Annotated in this window: 21 protein-coding genes and 1 riboswitch; of the genes, 15 read left to right on the top strand and 6 right to left on the bottom strand. The window is 32.2% G+C overall.

Annotation, left to right across the window (positions count from 1 at the left end):
- The first annotated feature begins 41 nt into the window (after positions 1–41).
- Both SB689_RS12780 and SB689_RS12775 read left to right on the top strand, forming a co-directional pair.
- Entirely contained in the window at positions 42–533 is a 492-nt protein-coding gene (locus SB689_RS12780) for a DUF456 domain-containing protein (protein WP_066756387.1), read from the top strand.
- 11 nt (positions 534–544) lie between these two features.
- Positions 545–1,045, top strand: coding sequence for a hypothetical protein (locus tag SB689_RS12775; RefSeq protein WP_410692516.1), 501 nt, complete (start codon positions 545–547; stop codon positions 1,043–1,045).
- Here SB689_RS12775 and SB689_RS12770 read toward each other — a convergent pair.
- From SB689_RS12770 to SB689_RS12760, 3 genes are read right to left on the bottom strand one after another with little or no spacing between them, the layout of a single operon-like run.
- Positions 1,032–1,673 (bottom strand): uracil-DNA glycosylase, encoded by a 642-nt coding sequence (locus SB689_RS12770; protein ID WP_066756382.1) that lies wholly within the window; start codon positions 1,671–1,673, stop codon positions 1,032–1,034. The two genes, SB689_RS12775 and SB689_RS12770, sit on opposite strands and share 14 nt — an antisense overlap.
- Positions 1,674–1,678: 5 nt before the next feature.
- Entirely contained in the window at positions 1,679–2,851 is a 1,173-nt protein-coding gene (locus SB689_RS12765; RefSeq protein WP_410692515.1) for a hypothetical protein, read from the bottom strand.
- A 41-nt stretch (positions 2,852–2,892) separates the two neighbouring features.
- Positions 2,893–3,396 carry a GNAT family N-acetyltransferase gene (locus tag SB689_RS12760; RefSeq protein ID WP_410692514.1) on the bottom strand — a complete coding sequence of 168 codons (504 nt, stop codon included), beginning with the start codon at positions 3,394–3,396 and terminating at the stop codon, positions 2,893–2,895.
- Positions 3,397–3,662: 266 nt separating this feature from the next.
- Between SB689_RS12760 and SB689_RS12755 the strand changes: the two genes are divergently transcribed.
- From SB689_RS12755 to SB689_RS12740, 4 genes are all read left to right on the top strand, one after another.
- Positions 3,663–5,810, top strand: coding sequence for an endonuclease MutS2 (locus SB689_RS12755; protein ID WP_410692513.1), 2,148 nt, complete (start codon positions 3,663–3,665; stop codon positions 5,808–5,810).
- Positions 5,811–5,820: 10 nt separating this feature from the next.
- Positions 5,821–6,306, top strand: coding sequence for a YcxB family protein (locus tag SB689_RS12750; RefSeq protein ID WP_410692512.1), 486 nt, complete (start codon positions 5,821–5,823; stop codon positions 6,304–6,306).
- 116 nt (positions 6,307–6,422) lie between these two features.
- Complete coding sequence (locus SB689_RS12745) at positions 6,423–7,223, top strand: hypothetical protein (RefSeq protein ID WP_410692511.1); 801 nt, start codon at positions 6,423–6,425, stop codon at positions 7,221–7,223.
- Positions 7,224–7,296: 73 nt separating this feature from the next.
- A riboswitch (cobalamin riboswitch) is annotated at positions 7,297–7,477 on the top strand.
- A 113-nt stretch (positions 7,478–7,590) separates the two neighbouring features.
- On the top strand, positions 7,591–7,974 hold the full coding sequence (locus SB689_RS12740) for an acyl-CoA thioesterase (RefSeq protein WP_072409841.1): 384 nt from the start codon (positions 7,591–7,593) through the stop codon (positions 7,972–7,974).
- A 166-nt stretch (positions 7,975–8,140) separates the two neighbouring features.
- Here the strand turns inward: SB689_RS12740 and SB689_RS12735 are convergent, their stop codons facing one another.
- A complete protein-coding gene (locus tag SB689_RS12735) occupies positions 8,141–8,731 on the bottom strand; it encodes an HD domain-containing protein (protein ID WP_410692510.1) in 591 nt (196 codons plus the stop codon).
- 183 nt (positions 8,732–8,914) lie between these two features.
- On the opposite strand from SB689_RS12735, the gene SB689_RS12730 reads away from it, so the two are divergent.
- From SB689_RS12730 to SB689_RS12690, 9 genes are all read left to right on the top strand, one after another.
- Positions 8,915–10,255, top strand: a complete 1,341-nt coding sequence (locus SB689_RS12730) for a cytochrome P450 (RefSeq protein WP_410692509.1) — start codon at positions 8,915–8,917, stop codon at positions 10,253–10,255.
- Between the two features lie 212 nt (positions 10,256–10,467).
- Positions 10,468–10,797, top strand: coding sequence for a PadR family transcriptional regulator (locus tag SB689_RS12725; protein ID WP_066756355.1), 330 nt, complete (start codon positions 10,468–10,470; stop codon positions 10,795–10,797).
- Positions 10,798–10,807: 10 nt separating this feature from the next.
- Positions 10,808–12,526 carry a PspC domain-containing protein gene (locus SB689_RS12720; protein WP_410692508.1) on the top strand — a complete coding sequence of 573 codons (1,719 nt, stop codon included), beginning with the start codon at positions 10,808–10,810 and terminating at the stop codon, positions 12,524–12,526.
- A gap of 299 nt (positions 12,527–12,825) precedes the next feature.
- On the top strand, positions 12,826–13,419 hold the full coding sequence (locus SB689_RS12715; protein WP_410692507.1) for a 1-acyl-sn-glycerol-3-phosphate acyltransferase: 594 nt from the start codon (positions 12,826–12,828) through the stop codon (positions 13,417–13,419).
- 67 nt (positions 13,420–13,486) lie between these two features.
- Positions 13,487–13,915 carry a PaaI family thioesterase gene (locus tag SB689_RS12710; protein WP_066756345.1) on the top strand — a complete coding sequence of 143 codons (429 nt, stop codon included), beginning with the start codon at positions 13,487–13,489 and terminating at the stop codon, positions 13,913–13,915.
- 105 nt (positions 13,916–14,020) lie between these two features.
- Complete coding sequence (locus SB689_RS12705; RefSeq protein WP_410692506.1) at positions 14,021–15,082, top strand: hypothetical protein; 1,062 nt, start codon at positions 14,021–14,023, stop codon at positions 15,080–15,082.
- On the top strand, positions 15,082–16,185 hold the full coding sequence (locus tag SB689_RS12700; RefSeq protein WP_410692505.1) for an RNA polymerase sigma factor: 1,104 nt from the start codon (positions 15,082–15,084) through the stop codon (positions 16,183–16,185). The genes SB689_RS12705 and SB689_RS12700 overlap by 1 nt, the downstream gene beginning before the upstream one ends.
- A 22-nt stretch (positions 16,186–16,207) precedes the next feature.
- The gene (locus SB689_RS12695; protein WP_410692504.1) at positions 16,208–17,074 is read left to right on the top strand and encodes a hypothetical protein; all 867 of its coding nucleotides are present in this window, start codon (positions 16,208–16,210) and stop codon (positions 17,072–17,074) included.
- A 24-nt stretch (positions 17,075–17,098) separates the two neighbouring features.
- Complete coding sequence (locus SB689_RS12690; RefSeq protein WP_410692503.1) at positions 17,099–18,073, top strand: chorismate-binding protein; 975 nt, start codon at positions 17,099–17,101, stop codon at positions 18,071–18,073.
- 145 nt (positions 18,074–18,218) lie between these two features.
- On the opposite strand, the gene SB689_RS12685 is transcribed toward SB689_RS12690, so the two are convergent.
- The gene (locus tag SB689_RS12685; RefSeq protein WP_066756330.1) at positions 18,219–18,413 is read right to left on the bottom strand and encodes a hypothetical protein; all 195 of its coding nucleotides are present in this window, start codon (positions 18,411–18,413) and stop codon (positions 18,219–18,221) included.
- Positions 18,414–18,418: 5 nt separating this feature from the next.
- Positions 18,419–19,021 carry a MarC family protein gene (locus tag SB689_RS12680; RefSeq protein WP_410692502.1) on the bottom strand — a complete coding sequence of 201 codons (603 nt, stop codon included), beginning with the start codon at positions 19,019–19,021 and terminating at the stop codon, positions 18,419–18,421.
- Positions 19,022–19,061 lie beyond the last annotated feature (40 nt).

The raw sequence follows: 19,061 nt of genomic DNA, 5'->3' as shown, positions 1-19,061 counted from the left end.
TAAGGCCACTTTTTTTTATCTTGCATCTATAATTTTTAAAAATGGATACAACATTAATTAATATTCTCTGTCTTGTTTTATTGTTCCTCGGAATGTTAGGAACTTTCCTTCCTGTTTTACCTGGATTATTATTAAGTCTTTGTGGTTTGCTAATCTATAAATATGGAACTGACGCTGATTTATCCATGATTTACATTTGGGCTTTTGGAATTCTGACGGCAGTTTCTGTCGTTTTAAGTTATGTAATTCCAGCCAAGACCAATCAAAAATATGGTGGAACACGTTGGGGAAGTATCGGTTCGATAATCGGAACTATTGTCGGGATGTTTTTACCAATTCCACTAGGCTTCCTAATTGGAATGTTTGCAGGAGTTTTCATCGGAGAACTACTTCATGACAGCAAAGATATGAATAAGGCTTTGAAGTCTACAAAAGGGGCTTTTATAGGATTTATTTACGGAACAGGATTTAGTTTGGTTGTAGGTGTGGCAATGTTTTTGGTAGTAGTATTGAATATGCTTAATATCATTTAAAACAAAAAATCATGCTACATAAAACCATCATATTTGGCTTAGGATTATTGACATTAGCCAACTGCAATGCCCAAAAGGAAACGAAAACCTCAACAAAAAATACGGTGACAGGCGAAATAAAAGACGTAAAATCAATGAATAAGGATGAAAACATCATTTATTTCAATGAGGGAGAAAATAAATTCCTCAAAGAATATGAAATGAATGTCACCTTCAAAGGTATTTCCGAAGACAGTCGTTGTCCTGAGGGCGTCAACTGTATGTGGGCAGGAGTTGCGGTGGCACAGATTGAAGTGATGGGAATTGCAACAAGACCAATGACCGTAAATATCGCCACCACGGAAAATGCAGGAAGAAATTATCATCAATCCACAGATTTCAATGGAAATACCATTTCATTGAAAGAAGTAAATCCTTACCCAACATCAAAAGACGGCACCAAAGGACTTGCCGGAAAATACAGAATCGGAATTGTTATCAAAAAAGGTGGCGAAAATTCTACCACGAAATAGGCTTCTTCCCTTTTGAAACTAAATATTCATTAATTTTTGAAAAAGGTTTGCTTCCGAAAAATCCTCTGTACACAGAAAAAGGTGACGGATGCGCAGATTTAATAATAAAATGTTTAGCCGGATCAATGAATTCGGCTTTTTTCTGCGCAAAAGCGCCCCACAATACGAAAACTACATTTTCTTTTTTATCTGAAATTTCTTTAATGATATAATTCGTGAATGTTTCCCAGCCTAAATCCTTGTGAGAGTTCGGAGTATGGGCACGGACGGTTAAAGTAGCATTCAGCATTAAAACGCCTTGTTTTCCCCAGTCGTCTAATTCTTTTGAAGTTCTTACAATTCCTAAATCGTCTTTCAGTTCAATGAAAATATTTTTCAGTGAAGGCGGTGCTGTAACCTGTTCAGAAACAGAAAAACATAAACCATTCGCCTGAAAGTCATTATGATAAGGATCTTGCCCAATAATCACGACTTCAATATCATCGAAAGGCGTAATTTCCAGCGCTCTGAAAATCTGATTTTTTGGTGGGAAAACTTTTGTTGTTGCGTATTCCTGTTTTACTTTCTCCCAAAGGGTTGTAAAGTAGGGAGTGCTTTTTATTGGGGCTAAAATTTCGGTCCAGGTCATATTGTTTAATTTGATAATGGTTGATAATTCAATTTTAGTGCCTTTAATTCAGATAACAAATGATCTATAAATTCAAATAAACTCTTTTCATTATTTAAATCATAATATTTTACAATATGTGAAACAACACCATTTTCTACATAAAAATCTTCTAAAGATTTAAAATTTCGAAATTTTTCTTTTGTATCAAAATCAGTAATTACTGGATTCCAAAATACAGCCCTGTATCCATTAATACTACAATTTATATCTAATTTAAAATATAATTTTTCGATTTCAAAACCTTCAAAAACAGCAATTGAATTACTATATCTCCATAGTTTAATGAAAGGAAAACATTTTTGTAAATACTTATCTTCAATTCTCAAAGCAAGATAAGCTGGTAAATCATTCAACATATTCTGAATTGAAATTGCAGTATTTAAATTATCTTGTTCTAATATTGTTTTATAAAATTTTTCTAAACTTATTGAATCCATCGAATTATAATTTAGGTATTGAATTAATTTTGAATATTGCCTAATCGTAGAATTAATATCTAAATCTCTTACTAAAAGCGTAGCTGGATTTAAAAAATCTTCCACAAGATTAGGAATCTTATCAATCATTGAAGGAATTAAGACAATTTTATCTTCTAATTTTTCTATCTCGTCTTCTGTCCAATCAAATCTATCTGGTGTTTTTGAAGAATCTAAAGTTAAATATACTATAGCAACTACATCATAATCTATTGAAATTCTATCAAAATATTTAGGTAATTGCCTTTCAGTATCAGAAGCATTATTAATTTTATTCTCGATTATTATAGCTTTTTTTGAAAAATCATCTAGAATTAAAATATCAATTCTTTCTTTTTCTCTGTAAAAAACGGCATTAGAAAAATCATCAGAATTAATATTCAGTCCAAATTTTGACGAGTTTAAAAATTTAATAAATAAATTAAATGTATCTGATTTTGTATTTTCCAAAATAGATTTTAATATATCACTATGAAAATTTTCTCGATAGTAGTAATTTGAAATTGTTGTAAATATATTATATCCTAAATCTAGTTTTCTACTCTTTTTTTCTTCATACTGTTTTGAAAGCAATACGCTTTTTATCAAAAATTCACTTATGTTGTAATTTAAATTTATTAATTCATCATTCCATAAATTTAAATATTCTTGTATTTTCATTAATAATAGATTTCTCCTTCGTCGAAATGACAAACGAAGTGTTATTTCTTCAAGCTAAAAACCAAATTATCAGGAAAACCTTCATCCTTTCTTTCCTCTTCTAAAATAAAATCATGCTTTAAAAGAATACCTTTCGAGTTTTCATTGAACTTATTGGTCATTGCGACAATTTCCTGCAAATTTAAAGTATTAAAACCAAAATTTACAACTGCAGTCAACGCTTCCGACATGATTCCTTTTCTGTGATAGTCGGGTAACAATTCATATCCAACTTCTGCCTGTTTTTTATCGTCTGAGAATTTCCACAGGCAAATTGTTCCGATAAGATTAGGTTGATCTTTTAAAGAAATTCCCCAATAAAACGTTTCATTATTTTGGGTTCTTTCTTTAATGGTTAAAATAAATTGCAGTGCATCATAATTATTTTTCGGAGAATTTCTCTGAACGAATTGATTGATTATTTCGTTACTCCGAATTTTCAGAATATCCTCAACATAGCTTTCGTTGATTTCTTTTAATTGTAGTCTTTCAGTTTCTAGTTTCATTTCTCAAATTTAATAATTAAACTAATAAATTTTAACCACAAAAGTCACAAAAGATTTTATTGAAAATAAGTTAATCAAAAACTTTTAAAAGTAAAAAAATCAAAGATTTTTAAAACTCATGTGTTCTTATTTGTAGTTTAATAATCAACTTAAGATAACTAATATGTTAATCTTTTGCAACTTTTATGGTTAAATAAGAATAAGTGTATTCTTTAAATTAGTTCATTTTCAAATTAAGATTCACATTTTCTCACTAAATTTGCACTGTGTATATAAATAAAGAAGATTTAAACGAATTAGAGTTTCCGCAATTGCTCGCGGAAATTTCTCCATTTGCGTATTCTCCGAAAACGAGAGACAAAATTCTTCAACTTCGTCCCATGGAAATTGACGAGGCAGGACTTTCACTGAAAAAAACTTCCGAATATTTATCGAGTTTTGAAAGTTCAAATGCGATTCCGTTTGATGAATACGAAGATATTGAAAGCGAATTACAACTAATGCTCATCGAGAATTACCGTCTCGAAAACAAAGCTTTCATCAAAATAAAAACGATTACCGAACAAATAGGAAGACTTCAAAAGTTTTTCCCGACCATGCCTGAAACGTTTCCAACTTTGATGGAAGACGCTTCTGTATTGGAATTTAAGAAAGAAATCATTGATAAGGTTGATAAAGTTTTCAACCGTTTTGATGAAGTAAAAAGTGAAGCTTCTCCAATCTTAAAAACCTTAAGAGCGGAAATTCAACATGCTAAAAAAGCGATTCAGGAAAATTTCAACCGTGTATTGTTCAATTACGCTCAAAGTGATTTTCTGGATGATATCCGAGAAAGTAATATTGAAGATATAAGGGTCTTAGCGGTAAAATCTGCTTATAAGAAAAGGGTTCCGGGAAGAGTGCTTGGACTTTCAAAAACAGGTTCTATCACTTATATTCAGCCTGATAGTGTCGTAAAACATTACTTTAAACTTCGCGAAAATCAGGAAGAGGAGAAAAAGGAAATTGATAAGATTCTGAGACAGCTTACTGCAGAATTGGCGGTATTTCAGCCTCAGCTTTGGAGATATCAGGCTTATATTTTTGATCTTGATCTTACGAGAGCCAAGTCTAAGTTTGCAGAATTAATTAACGGAGTTTTACCAAAAATCAACCGTCATAAAACGTTAAAATTAAGAGAAGCTTTCCATCCATTGCTTTGGTTAAGAAATAAAGCGGAGAATAAAACGATTTTCTCTCAAACATTATCTTTAACGGATCAAAACAGAATCATCTGTATTTCCGGACCGAATGCGGGAGGAAAATCGATCACGCTGAAAACGGTTGGATTACTTCAATTGATGATCCAGAGCGGAATTTTAGTTCCTGTTCACCCAAGATCTGAAATGTTTTTCTTTGATAAGATCATGACAGATATTGGTGATAATCAATCTATTGAAAATCACCTTTCCACCTATTCATCAAGATTGAAGAAAATGGGCGGAATTATCCGTGAAGCTGATGCCAATACTCTTTTATTGATTGATGAATTCGGAACGGGTTCAGATCCCGAATTGGGAGGTGCTTTGGCAGAAAGTTTCTTAGAGTTTTTCTATGACAAGAAGAGTTTCGCCATCATTACAACACACTATACCAACATTAAATTGGTTGTAGAAGAACTTTCTCATGCCGAAAATGCGGCTATGCTTTTTGATGAAGAAACCTTGGAACCGATGTATAAACTGGAGGTCGGACAGGCTGGTAGTTCATTTACTTTTGAGGTTGCCGAGAAGAATAAAATCCCAAGATTTATCATTCATTCTGCAAAGAAAAAAGTGGAACATGATATTGTGAATCTTGATAAAACCATCGTAAAACTTCAACAGGAAAAATTCGAGGTTGAAAAATTGAAAACCGATCTTGCCGAAAGAAAAGAATCCGTTGAAGACAAGCGCGATAATTTGCAAAAACTGAATGAACAGCTTCAACAAAAACTGTTCAATTTTCAAAAATTATACGAGGATGAACATCGAAAACTTCAGTTTGGAAATAAGATTGAAACCTTTATCGACGGCTACATAAAAGGAAGATCCCGAAAAGATGTTGTGAAAGATTTTGTAAAGATCTTAGAACAGGAAAAATTCAGGAAAATCGGAGCTGATAAAGATGAAACGAAAAGACTTCAGGTTGTAAAAAGAAAAATTACGCAACAGCTGAAAAAAGAAGACGTTATTGAAAAAATTACGGAAACTAACGAAAAAATAGAGGAAAAACGTCAAACTGACCGCGCTGTTTGGATGAAAATTGGTCAACGTGTTCGTATCACAGGAAGCACAAGTGTCGGGACGATTGAAAAGATATCCAGAAATAAAGTAATTGTGAATTACGGAACTTTCAAAACAACGATTAGTGCTGAGGAATTGGAGAGGATTTAATGATTAATGTATGACTGTAAAAACACAAATTACTTTCAAGGATTTTTGGAGTTTTTATTTAAAAGGTTCTTTAATAAGATTTTTTGGCTTTCCAATAATTGCTGTTTTACTTTTTATATTTAAAGGTTTTCTGGATGGCGATGAGCGGGATATTTTTCAAAATGCTTCCATTTGGTTACTTGTTTTATGGGTTTTCATGACTCTTAGAGGTTATTTTAGTATTAAAAAAGCTTATTATTCAGACAAAAAAATTCAGGAAAATATTTCGTATACTTTCGTTGAAGATAAAATTAAAACCGAAGGAGAGACATTTGAGAACGATTTTCATTGGAATACGGTTTCCAGAGTAAAAGAATTAAAAGATTGGTTTCTTATTTATCACAGTTTGCAAACCATGAATATGATTCCTAAAAAGGATTTTACAAAACAAGAAATTGTAACGCTCAGAACGATTATTAAAAATAATGGCGTAAAAGCGAAACTTAGAAATGATTAATATTATAGAAAAGAGAATGTTTATATGCATTCTCTTTCTTTTTATCATTAATACAATATATAATTATGTTCAGAAAAAGCATTTAATTTATATATTTGAAGAGTCAAAAATTTTTCATGATGATTTCCGCAAAAAAAGTATTTTATTTATCAATTTTCAGTGTTTTTTCTTTGAGCTTAATGAAAGGGCAAAATAAAGTTCCTTTTGGAGTTGTAAAAGCTGAAGAAGGCTATGCCATGGTACGTGTTGCTAAGGATAATTACCGAAAAATTGTGGATAAGATCCGTATGCGCCGAGGAGATGTTTTTGTATATGTAAAACCCGCTCCCGGAGAAACAGAATGGATATGGATCAAATACCCTGACAAAGACGACACTGAAAAACCTTTCGTAAGATACGATTCGTTAAACAAAGAAGGTATGGTTAATAAAGACCGTATCGCTTACATCGATCAGTTACCACCTTACACTCCATCAAAATCTAAAAACGGAAAATCTCTTATTTTCACAGATAATACTGATCCGAAAATTCCGGCTAATCAGAGAAGTAAAGTTATTATTGATGTTTACCCATCCACCGCGAGTTATCGTAAAAAGGAAAAAGATGCTAACGGAAAAATCCTTACCATTGATAAAGTAAGACCTTGGGGAATCGGTAATGAACTTCCTGAAGGTGTGACGGAAATTAAATCTATCAGGATTCAACAACCTGGAAGAGGTTCTGTTTTTGTGAGAGAAGCTATTAAAAATTTATTCCAACCAGCAATGGACTTCAATAATGTTGGAGTGACTTCTATCGATAATGATCATATTTTCCTTTACATGATCAATGGCTCAGGAGAAAACCGCTACACCACGCTTTGGACGATCAAAGAAGGAAAAGTTATCAGCCAGATCATCTATAATAATCCGGAATAATTCGTTTATCTTTCATATAATCCTTATTTTTGCAACGAAAAGTTATTTTGCTTTTGGCTTCTAGCTGATGGCATCTGGCTTTTTAGAAACTGGTTCTGCTTAACCGCAGATTAAAAGGGAATCGTGTGAAAATCACGAACTGTCGCGCAACTGTAAGTAACAAAAAGTCTTTATCAAGAATCCACTGTGCAAGGCATGGGAAGGAGATAAAGATGTTACGAGTCAGGAGACCTGCCTATTTCTTTAAGACAAAAACTTTCGCGATCTGAAGTTTATTGATCAATAGTTTTTTTCAGGAATTTCTATGTTCCTGTTATTTTCTGTTTGTTCTAATATCCTTTCTTTTCGCTTTAATTAATAATGAAATATGACTACAGAAGAAAGAATTAAAGCATCCGAAACCAGCATTTTTAAAGCCGTTTTCCCTAATACAACCAATCATTACGACACCCTTTTTGGAGGTACAGCGATGCAATTGATGGATGAAGTGGCATTTATCACCGCTACCCGATTTGCCAGAAAAAGAGTGGTTACAGTAAGCAGCGACAAGATTGATTTTAAAAGACCAATTCCTGCAGGAACGATTGTGGAGTTAATTGGTAAAGTTTCTCACGTCGGAACAACAAGTATGAAAGTAAATGTAGAAATCTACACCGAACAAATGTATTCTTACGAAAGAGAAAGAGCAATTGTGGGTGATTTTACTTTTGTGGCGATTGATGAATTTAAGAAACCAATTCAAATATTATAAATCCTTTTTATGGTTTCGGCGGCCAAAGGCCGCCGAAACCTCTTTTATTCTTAAAAAAATCTTCAATTTAGAGTCTTAAGTTTCTCCACAAAGTGGATTAGATTCCCTGCGGGAATGACAAAAATGATGTTAAAGTTGATGATTTATTTTAATATTTAGTATAAAATTATCTCACAACTTTCTCAGTTTCCAAATTTTTAATCATTAAATACTGAAAAGCCTCTCCCATTTCATCTGAAGCTCTGCTGATTGCATTTTCCAACATATTTCTGACTTGATTTTCAGTTACTCCGGCTTCTGTCCAGCTTTTTCCTGAGGTGTGAGAATTTAAAATGAAAGGCATAATTCTGTCGATCGCACAGGCAAAAATAGCATCAGGAGTTTGTTCTTCTTCAAATTCAAGCCAAAGATTGAAGAACTCAGTACGTAAAGGTTCATCTAAAATTCCGAAAATATTTTGAGCGGATTTTTTTTCCCTTTCAAATTTCCCGACCATTGCTGCTTCATCAAATAGGAAAGTATCTCCGGCTTCAATTTCTACTAAATCGTGAATGGAAAGCATTCTTATTACTCTTAACAAATCAACATCTGCCCTATTTTTCGCATATGGAAAAAGAATTTGAGCTAAAATAATAATCTGCCATGAATGTTCAGCGGTATTTTCTCTTCTCGAATCATCGGCATTGTAATTTCTTCTCTGTACATTTTTTAAAGCATCAACGGCTAAAATAAAATCGATCTCCTTCTGTATCTTCATTTTTAATTTTTATAGTATTTATTGATTGGATGCATCTCTTAATTCAAAATGATTTCGTCTAAATGTCACACCACGATATATTTAATTAAAATTCCAACCAAATAGTATCACAAAAATAAGGGTTTTGATTGTAAAGCTCATTTATGTAAGAGATTAATTGTATTTTTAATAGAAATATTTAACATGCATCCAGAGTTTAATTATCCGGCAGAAATTAAAGGAAAAAGAAAGCTATATTCTTTATTTAAAGGGCTTAACCATCCGTTGGAAGTCATCAGCGGAAACCATCTTTCTGTAGGTGATAATTATTATATTAGAGCAAGTTTTACTGATAAAAACTTCATCTTTTCTCAGGATAAAGAGTTTGTTGAATATATTTTAAAACAGAATCATAAAAATTATCAAAAATCTGAAATACAATCTGTCACTTTAGGAAAATATCTTGGAAAAGGTCTTTTGACCAACAACGGAAAGGACTGGCTGAAACAAAGAAGAGTGATTCAACCAGGTTTTGGTAAGGCAAAAATTGCCAATCTTGTTTCCATTATGGAAGAAGAAATTGATAAATCTCTTGAATCATTTAAAACTGAATCTGAGGTAGATTTATACGATTTTTTTCATTCTCTGGCATTCAATATTGTTGCTAAAACTCTTTTCAGTTCAGATGTTGATGAAAATACAGTGAATGAATTAAGCAAAATCATCACAGAAGTTCAGGAAGTTTCTACCAAAGAAGTTCGTTTACCTTTTTATACCAATATCTTAAATATTTTCGGCGTTATTGATAAAAACATTGAAAAAAGTAAGAGATCAAAAGCAATTATTCAAAGTGTTTTAGACAAAAGAAGAATTTCGGGTGAGGAAAAGAACGATCTTTTGGATATGTTGATTCAGACGAGATATGAAGACACACAACTTCCCATGTCGGACGAACAGTTGGTTGATGAAATGCTTATTCTCTTCATTGCAGGACACGAAACGACTGCCAATGCTTTAAGTTTTATCTTTTTTGAGATTAGTCAAAATCCAAAAGCTGAGGAAAAATTAAAAAAAGAAATTGAAGATGAAGGAGAAATGGTTTTTACTTCAGAAAACTTAATGAAGAAATCATTTACTGTAAATATCATTAAAGAAGCCATGCGTTTGCATTCTCCGGCTTGGGCGATCGACCGTGAGGCTTTAGAAGATGACAGTTTTAAAGAATATTCGTGGCCAAAAGGTACTTTAATTATCCTTTACATCAGCGGTCTTCACAGAAATCCAAAATATTGGGAACAGCCGGATTCATTTATTCCTGAACGTTTTGAGAATGAAAATTCTAAAAATTTCGCCTACTATCCTTTCGGAGCCGGCCCTCGACTTTGCATCGGTGAACATTTCGCCATGATGGAAATGGCTCTTATCGTTCGTAAATTCTACAAAAGGTTCACTTTTATATCAAATCAGAAAAAATTAGAGAAAAAAGCTCTTGTTACGCTAAGACCTATCAGCTTAAAAGGTAAAATTATCAATAATTTGACTTAATTTTTCTAAAACATTCAATTCCAAAAATTCGACATTAAAAATAATTAAACTGATTTTCAATTAGTTATATTATTTATTTATATTTTTTCACTACTTTGTATTGCATATTACCATTTTAATTACATATCTTTGTAATGTAAAATCGGAATAGGTTCAACTAGCTAGGAATTTTATTCTGATTGGATATAACTAATTAACAAAACTTATCAAAGATGAATACCGAAAATACCAAAGCGCAAATGCGAAAAGGAATTCTGGAATTCTGTATTTTAAGTCTCATCAATCTTCGTGAAATGTATGTTTCCGACCTAATAGATGAACTGAAAAAAGGAAAGCTGGATGTAGTAGAAGGAACCCTCTACCCTCTTTTAACAAGACTGAAAAACGGAGAGTTTCTCTCTTACAGATGGGAAGAATCTACAGGAGGGCCACCCAGAAAATATTACCAAATAACAGAAAAAGGCAAATTGTTTTTGGACGAACTTCAAAATACCTGGAAAGAATTAACAGATTCTGTAAACCAAATCACTCAAAAAATTTAAAAACAAAGCTATGAACAAGACACTCTCAATAGGACTCGCAGGTTTCTCTTTTACAATAGAAGAACACGCATATATAAAGCTTAGCGATTATCTTAATGCACTGAGAAGCTCTTTGGATGCTTCAGAAGCAGATGAGGTAATGCATGACATAGAAATAAGAATGGTTGAAATTTTCAGAGATTCTTTAGGAAAACGTGAAGTGGTAAATGATACCGATGTTGAAAGAGTAATCGCTCAGATCGGAACTCCGGAAAAGATCGAAGAACAGGAAGAAGCTTATTATTCTGAAAAAAATACTAAGAAAGCAAGCGCTTCAGGAACTGAATACACAGACAAAAAACAATTGTTCCGTGATCCAGAAAGACAAAAAATAGCAGGTGTTTGCGCAGGTTTAGCTCATTATGTTGGAATGGACATTACGGCGATGAGAGCAATCTGGTTAGGAATTTTCATCCTTGGAATCTTTACAGCAGCAATTTCTTCTTCATTAGTGGTATTACTTTACATCATTCTTTGGATCGTTTTACCAACTGCAGAAACTGCAGCAGATTTCCTGAAAATGAAGGGAAAGCCTATGAACTTCGACAATCTTAAGAATGAGTCTAATAAATTAGTACAATTCGCTAATGAATCTACTCAGAGAGTCGGAGAAATCTATATCGAAAGCAAACCTTACATCAACAATGCCGGAAGCGGGATTTGGAATGTAATAAGATATATTTTAGGAGGAATCTTTGCTTTAATGGCTTTTGGTTGCCTTATTGGTTCATTTGTAGGTTTCGGATTTATGGGAAACAGTGATTTTCCTCCAATCAGCCAAATGAATTACTATTTCGATAACGACGGAATGAAATATGTGATCATGGCAATGATCGTTCTGGGAAGCTTAATTCCTGCAATGATATTCGCATTGTTAAGTATCAAATTAATTTCTCCAAAAACGAAATTAAGAAATACAGGATGGGTTTTAGGAGCATTATTCCTTGGATTGATCGCAATTTCAACTTACTTCGGAATCAGCATGGCTAAAAAAGAAATGTTCTTAAAAGGTCATAAAGAAGATACAGAAGAGGTTTCTATTAATACAACTTCAGACAGTATTTATGTAGATTTCAAGCAAATAACAATCCCTCAGAACTTCACAGGTTACGATGATGATCTTTATTCTGACAAAGTATCTGTTTATGAAAAAGACTGGATTCATGTAGATGTAACAAGAAAAGCTGACATTAAAACTCCTTATTTAATCATTAAAAAAGAAGCTAAAGGATACAATCTTCCACTTAATGTAAGCGTTCCTGTAGAAATTGTTAACAATAAAGTTATCCTTCCAAATTACATCAAGTTCCCTTACGAACACAGATTCAGAGATTACAGCATCAATTATGAATTGGTAGTTCCTCAAAATACAATCGTAATCCCTGTAAAGAAAGACGGAATTGATTTTAACGGAGATCTAAACGCAGACGGAATGAATGACGACGATCAGGATAATGACTACAACAATGGAAATATCAGAATCGAGAAAAATAAAATCTCTGTAAACGGTTCTACTATTGAATACAGTTCTGATGATAAAGACAGCATCATCGTAAACGGAAAAAAAGTTCCTGCCAACCAGGCTGACAAAGTAATTGATTCAATGAAAACAAACATCAAAAAGATGAAAGGTGACGTTGATATCAAAGTAAACGACGGAAAAAACGAAATTTCTATCAAAACCAAATAATAAACTGAAGAGAGTGGCTGAAGGTGTGAATGGAAAGCAACAGTTTGAAATTCACACTCTTCTTCTCTCAAAAACAACAAAAAAACTAAATTTAAGTTCTGCATATCAAGAAATTATCTTATCTTCGTAAATAATTAATAACCCAAATCAAAACACTTACAAATGGTACAATTAGCACTAGAAATAGTAATCAAAATCGTAGATTTAATCAGCGGTTTGTTTTAAGAGCGATAATATTTCAATATATTTGTAAAGTATAACTATTTGGTTGTACTTTTTTTGTTTTTAAATCAAAGTATATGAAAAAACTGATTGGCAAATTGATGTTAAAAATGTTAGGTTGGAAGGTCGTCTTACAAGGCGATGTAAACAGTCTGGACAGATGTATTCTTGTTGTAGCACCACACACACACAACATGGAATATTTATTAGGAAATCTTGCCTATTGGTCTTTGGGGAAACCTCTAAAAATAATCATTAAAGATGCCCACACAAAAGCTTGGTACGGAAGCATAGTAAGAGGTTTGGGAGGCATTGGTATCGACAGAAGCCAGAAAAATGATTTGGTGAAATTTGTTGCAGATCAGTTTGCAAAAGAAGATTTCAGCCTTGTAATTACTCCGGAAGGTACCAGAAGCTGGGTTCCGAAATGGAGAAAAGGTTTTTATCATATGGCTCTGGCTGCAAAAGTTCCTATCGTTTTGGCTGCAGGAGATTTTAAAAGAAATATTGTATACCTAGGTTATACAATTCCTTATGAAAGATTGGCAAGTGCTCCCTTTTCAGAAATAATGAAAGAAATCCAAGATTATTATATCAAAAATGACATCGGTCCAAAAATTCCTGAAAACTGGAATCCTAATATTATGGGAAATGATGAAGTTAGAAGCTAGAAGCTAGAAGCAAAATTACTTACTCGAGTATCATTTATCAATCATCACTTATCATTTATTATAAAGCATGTCAAAAACTAAAGAAGAGATATTACAGTTTTTAAACAGTTGGGGCAACGATGTTACTTTAGCTAAAACGTTGGAAATACAATTCATCGACATCGATCTGGAAAATGAAACTTTGACCGCAACAATGCCTGTTCAGCCAAAAGTTCATCAACCTTTTGGGATTCTTCACGGTGGTGCAAGCTGTGTTTTAGCCGAAACGATGGGTTCCAGCCTGTCTAATATCTTCATTGATGGCAGTAAATATTATGGTGTTGGAACTAATATTAATTCCAATCATTTAAAAAGTAAAAAAGACGGTCTCGTGACTGCAGTCGCAAGATTTATCCGCAAAGGAAAAACAATGCACGTTTCAGAAATTGAAATTCGAGATGAAAAAGGAGTGTTGATTAATCATACAACAATGACCAACAATATCCTTTTAAAATAAGGTATATTTAAAATTAAAATACAAGACTCAAAAAAATTTGGGTCTTTTTTTATATACTTGCTGCAACCTTTTTTCTTTTCTGCATCTTATAAGAAAATAACGACCATGAAAACTTTATTAACACTATTTCTATTACTTTTTCTTTTCTCTTGTAGGCAAGATGATAATGAGGTTTTAGAAAAAAATATTGCCTCAGTAGATCTGTATGCTGCAGGAGCAGAAAATAGTAAAGCCTGCTATTGGAAAAATGGGCAAAAAATGATTCTTCCTAATGGTGATGGATTATATGTTCAGCAAATTATTGCGCAAAACAATAATATTTATGCTTTAGGAGGGAAAATTTCTGAGTTTGATAATTATGATTTTTCAAGACATCTTTATCTTTGGATCAATGGTATAAGACACAATCTTGATGAGTACCTTGAAGATGTTCCTGATCCATCTATCAATAGTATAAATTATAGCATAACAATGAAAATGCTTGTAGAAAATGGAGACATTTATTTTACAGGATCAATAGAAAATCCGAATCCCACATCAAACCTAGACAAATATCTTATATGTTCATGGAAAAATGGCTCTAAAACTTTAATTGAAACATCCGAACGAGCAGGCTTTATGGACTTAAAAATGATAAATAATGATTTATATATTTCAGCACCTATAAAAAATCTACATATAAATCCGGCTACCGGAACTTATACATGGGAAAATGGTTTTTATAAAAACAGTTCATACTCTGCTTTCACCAATGATATTACATTTCATGGATTTTATAATGATAACACAGGAATTTACGCTCTGATTAGTGATAAATTTGGAAAAAAAGATTTTAAAAATTTACAAACAGGAGCCATTTTACAAATGCCAAATATTACTCAGCAAATATTTAATTATGTATGGGATGGTAATGATAAATATTATGTAGGTAGAGATTTTTATTATAAAAACAATATTTTAATTCAAATGAATGACCCAAACAGTTATAATCAAATTGGCCTTTTTATGATTAAAGATCAAAATATCTATACTATTCGCTACCAGAATAATGCTAGCTTACCTGGTTTAGTTAAAGTTTTTATAAACAATGTAGAAGTACTTAGCACAGCAAATACGTCTATTTTTGGGTCTGATGTTGGAGGAATTTTATCAGTATATGTAGATTAATGAAAACAAACGATTGGCAAAAAATATACAGCGATTACTCCCCAAAACTCTTGGGGATTTGCCGCAGATATATACAGGATATTTACACTGCGGAAGATATTGTTCAGGACAGTTTCATTGCAGCGATACAGAATAAACATCAGCTTAGAGATGAAAAACTCCTCTTTGCTTGGTTAAAAAAAATCGTGGTGAATAATGCTTTACAATACATCCGAAAAAGCAGTAAAGAAATCTTCACTTCCACCGAAATTTCAGAAATCCCAGATACCCTTTCAGAGATGAGCGATCCTGTTTCAGAAGAAAAAAAACACATTTTTATATATGATTTCACGAGGGAAGAGTTGTTGTTGTCGATAGACCATCTGCCTTCTCATCACAAATCGGTTTTCAATTTATTTTGTATTGAAAATTATTCTCATGCAGAGATCTCAAGCGCGCTTGGGATCTCTGTTAACACCTCAAAATCTCATTTATTAAGAGCAAAAAAATCTATTCAAACCTTTTTGCTTAATAATATTGTAGATGAAAACACTCCGAAAAATAAAAAGAAATTGGCTCAATTGTTAGTGTTTTTAGGTTTTGGAGGATTATTATGGGCACAAACTTTCAGAAGTAAATTCTCGGATTTCAATATTGCACCTTCAAAAGAGTTTAAAATTCCAGAAAAAGGAATGAGTAATTTTGCGTCTTTTTCTCCAACTTCAAATCAGACCTGGAAAAAGAAAATTGTTATAAGTTCTACAATTTTATTGATTATTACTGCTTCAATTTTTATATTAAAACCTAAAAATAATTTACTTACAAAAGAAAATATTAGCATTACATCTGAAGAAATCTCACAAGATAAAAGCAATAATAATGAAAATGTTTCTCAAAAAAAGCCTGATATTTTAGAAGTGAATAATTCCAATGATGAAAATTTAAACCAAACCAATACCGAAACAACAACCTCAGAATCACAATTGATTTCAAAAGAAAAAAATGCAGAAGAAAACAAGAAATCAAAGAAAATTATTTTGAAAGATTCAACTAATGAAGCTCTCAAAAAAGTAATTGTTGTCAAAAAAATTATCCAAAGGGATACGATATTTGTAGAAAGATAAAAATCATTTATTCACCATGTTTTTGAAAAAACTAATTGTCATTTCATTGCTTATCATCGCTAATTTTTCTCTTGCCCAAAAGAGAAAAAAGATAGACACGGTATATGTTTATGAAAAAGTAATCGTTTATGATACGGTCTATTTGGAAAAGCCCATAAAGATGATATCTAAGGCAATATTAATACCTAAATATTCTATTACTGAAATAAAAATTAAAAATAATTTGAAAACGACCCAAAATAATGTAGAAATAAAATCATACCCTTTATTAGAATACGGAATTGAAGCAGGAATCGGACTAAAAAACAGCAATTGGGGAAAAGAACTTTCAACTAAAAAACAACAGTTTGGAGAAAATTTAGGAATTTGGGTCTCAAAAAACATCATCACTCCAAGGTTATCACTAATGCTTTCTGCTAATGTCTATTATTGGAATTCTTCATTCGATTTGGACGCAAATAAAGAAGAAACTTATCTCAACGGATATTATTTTACAACAGATAATCAACCTTTGCTTTTCCAAAGATTTAATAATAAACATTTTGAATACGCACTTCAGTTAAAATTATTCTACGAATGGAAAAAAATTCGTCCGTTTGTTGGATTTTTAGTCAATCGAAACACTTATAAAATGCAGTTTTTAGTTCCTGAAAACAATGTTTTAGATAAACTCGATGATTTTAAAACCACTCAAAACAATTACGGATTCACTTTTGGAGTTCAATATCGAATTTTAAAGCGTTTTTTACTGTCATTAGATTATCAGCAATACCAAATGAAGAATCTTTCCTTAAAAAACTCGTCATTTGATTTTGAGATTTTTAAGACTAGTAATACCTTTGCAGAAAGAAAAATCAATCTTGGAATCTCTTATACGATTTCCAAATAATGATTTTCGAAAAGCATTCAATCAATGATTTATTTCAAATTTCCTTTTGACGAAAAACTGTATTCAACAGATGAAAAAACAGGTAAAAATTCAATCAATTTTCATTCTTTTGACGGTTTAAGGCAAATCAGTTTTGATGGAGATATTATTGAGATAAATCAGGAAAATTTCGATAAAGAAATTATTACAAACGACTCTTTACCAGAAGACAAAAGCAATTTCATCGCTGAAACCAAGGATGAATATTTACAAAAATTAGAAGAAGTCATTGAAGTCATTAATAAAAATACGCTTCCAAAATTAGTCCTTTCAAGAAGGAAAATTTTTAATGATTTTAATCAAATTGATTTAAAAGAAAGCTTCAACAATTTATGTAAAACATATCCGAACGCTTTCAGATACATTTTCAACAATGGTGAAAATGCTTGGATGGGCGCCTTTTCAGAGGTCTTAGGGAAATTCAACAAAACGACTCATGAGTTTGAAACAATGAGCCTTGCGGGTACTCTACCGGTCTCAGAGGAGTGGTCCGAGAAAGAAATTGAGGAACAAAAGCCGGTTTCAAACTATATTAAAAATATCTTAACCAAATATGTCACTCTGAGCGGAGTCGAAGAGTCAAAAACGCACGATCATATTTCGGGGAATATCAAACATTTAAGAACAGATTTTAAAGCTAAAATACAATCTGAAGATTTGGATCGTCTTATTCAGGAATTACATCCTACTCCGGCTGTCTGCGGGATTCCGAAGGATTTTTGTAAAGAAAACATTCAAAAAATAGAAAAATTTCCGCGCGAATTTTATGCGGGTTATATCAAAATTGAAACAGAAGATACCGTTCAGTTCTTCGTTAATCTCCGTTGTGCAAAATTATATAAAAACGCTGTTCATCTCTTTGTGGGTGGAGGAATTACTTCCCAAAGCAATCCTGAAAAAGAGTGGATTGAAACAGAGTTGAAGTCTGAAGCGGTTTTGAAGAATTTGGTTGTTTCTTAGATTTGATAGTGGCTTCGAGAGCCTCAGCCACCAATAGGCGTTCTAACATTATTCAGGTATCAATAATCATTGTTTAGATTCATATGATATAAAAAAACCTCTTAAATTAGATTTAAGAGGTTTATATATTTTAATAATGTAAAGATTATTTTTTCAATCCAATCTTACTCCATGTGTTTAACACAAAAAGTAAAACAAGCCCGATAACGGCCGAAGCAATTGAAAATACAAACTTCAGATTATCCTCAGATAAAACATCCGACTGCCAGTCTAAAGCATAAAGATTTATGGCGATAAACACGATGAATAGTACTAAAAATACTTTATAAAACTTCTGCATGATTCTTAAAAATTAATATAGTTCTGCACCAATTGTGCAAAGTTTGCTGTAAATAATTTAATTGAAATTGCCAAAAGGATGATCCCGAAAACTTTCTGTAAGATAGACAAAGTAGCCTCTCCCATTTTTCTTTCCAGCCATTTTGCTGATTTCAGCACCAAATATACAAAAATTGTGTTGAGAACGATTCCCAAAATAATATTAATATCATGAAATTCAGCTCTCAGCGATAACGTCGTTGTTAAAGTTCCGGCACCTGCAACCAGCGGAAACGCAATAGGGACAATGGATGCAGCTTTTGCTTCCGTCGTTTTATTGATCTCAATTCCTAAAATCATTTCTAGTGCTATGATAAAAATCACAAAAGCTCCGGCAATGGCGAATGAATTTACATCTACTCCGATCAATTTTAGAATCTTATTTCCAACAAATAAAAATATGATCATGATAACTCCGGCAGTAATAGAAGCCCTTCCTGCTTCAATTTGCCCGAACTTCTGTTGTAAGCTTACAACAATGGGAACAGAACCGATAATATCGATCACAGCGAAAAGAACCATAAAACAGGTAACAATCTCTTTTATAGAAAAATCATTAAAAACTTCCATCTTTTTGTAATTAAAAATTTCGCAAAAATATGAAAAAAAA

It is taken from the genome of Chryseobacterium sp. SIMBA_038, from assembly GCF_046535115.1.
Taxonomy (GTDB): domain Bacteria; phylum Bacteroidota; class Bacteroidia; order Flavobacteriales; family Weeksellaceae; genus Chryseobacterium.
This window is presented reverse-complemented; position numbering and strand designations above follow the sequence as displayed.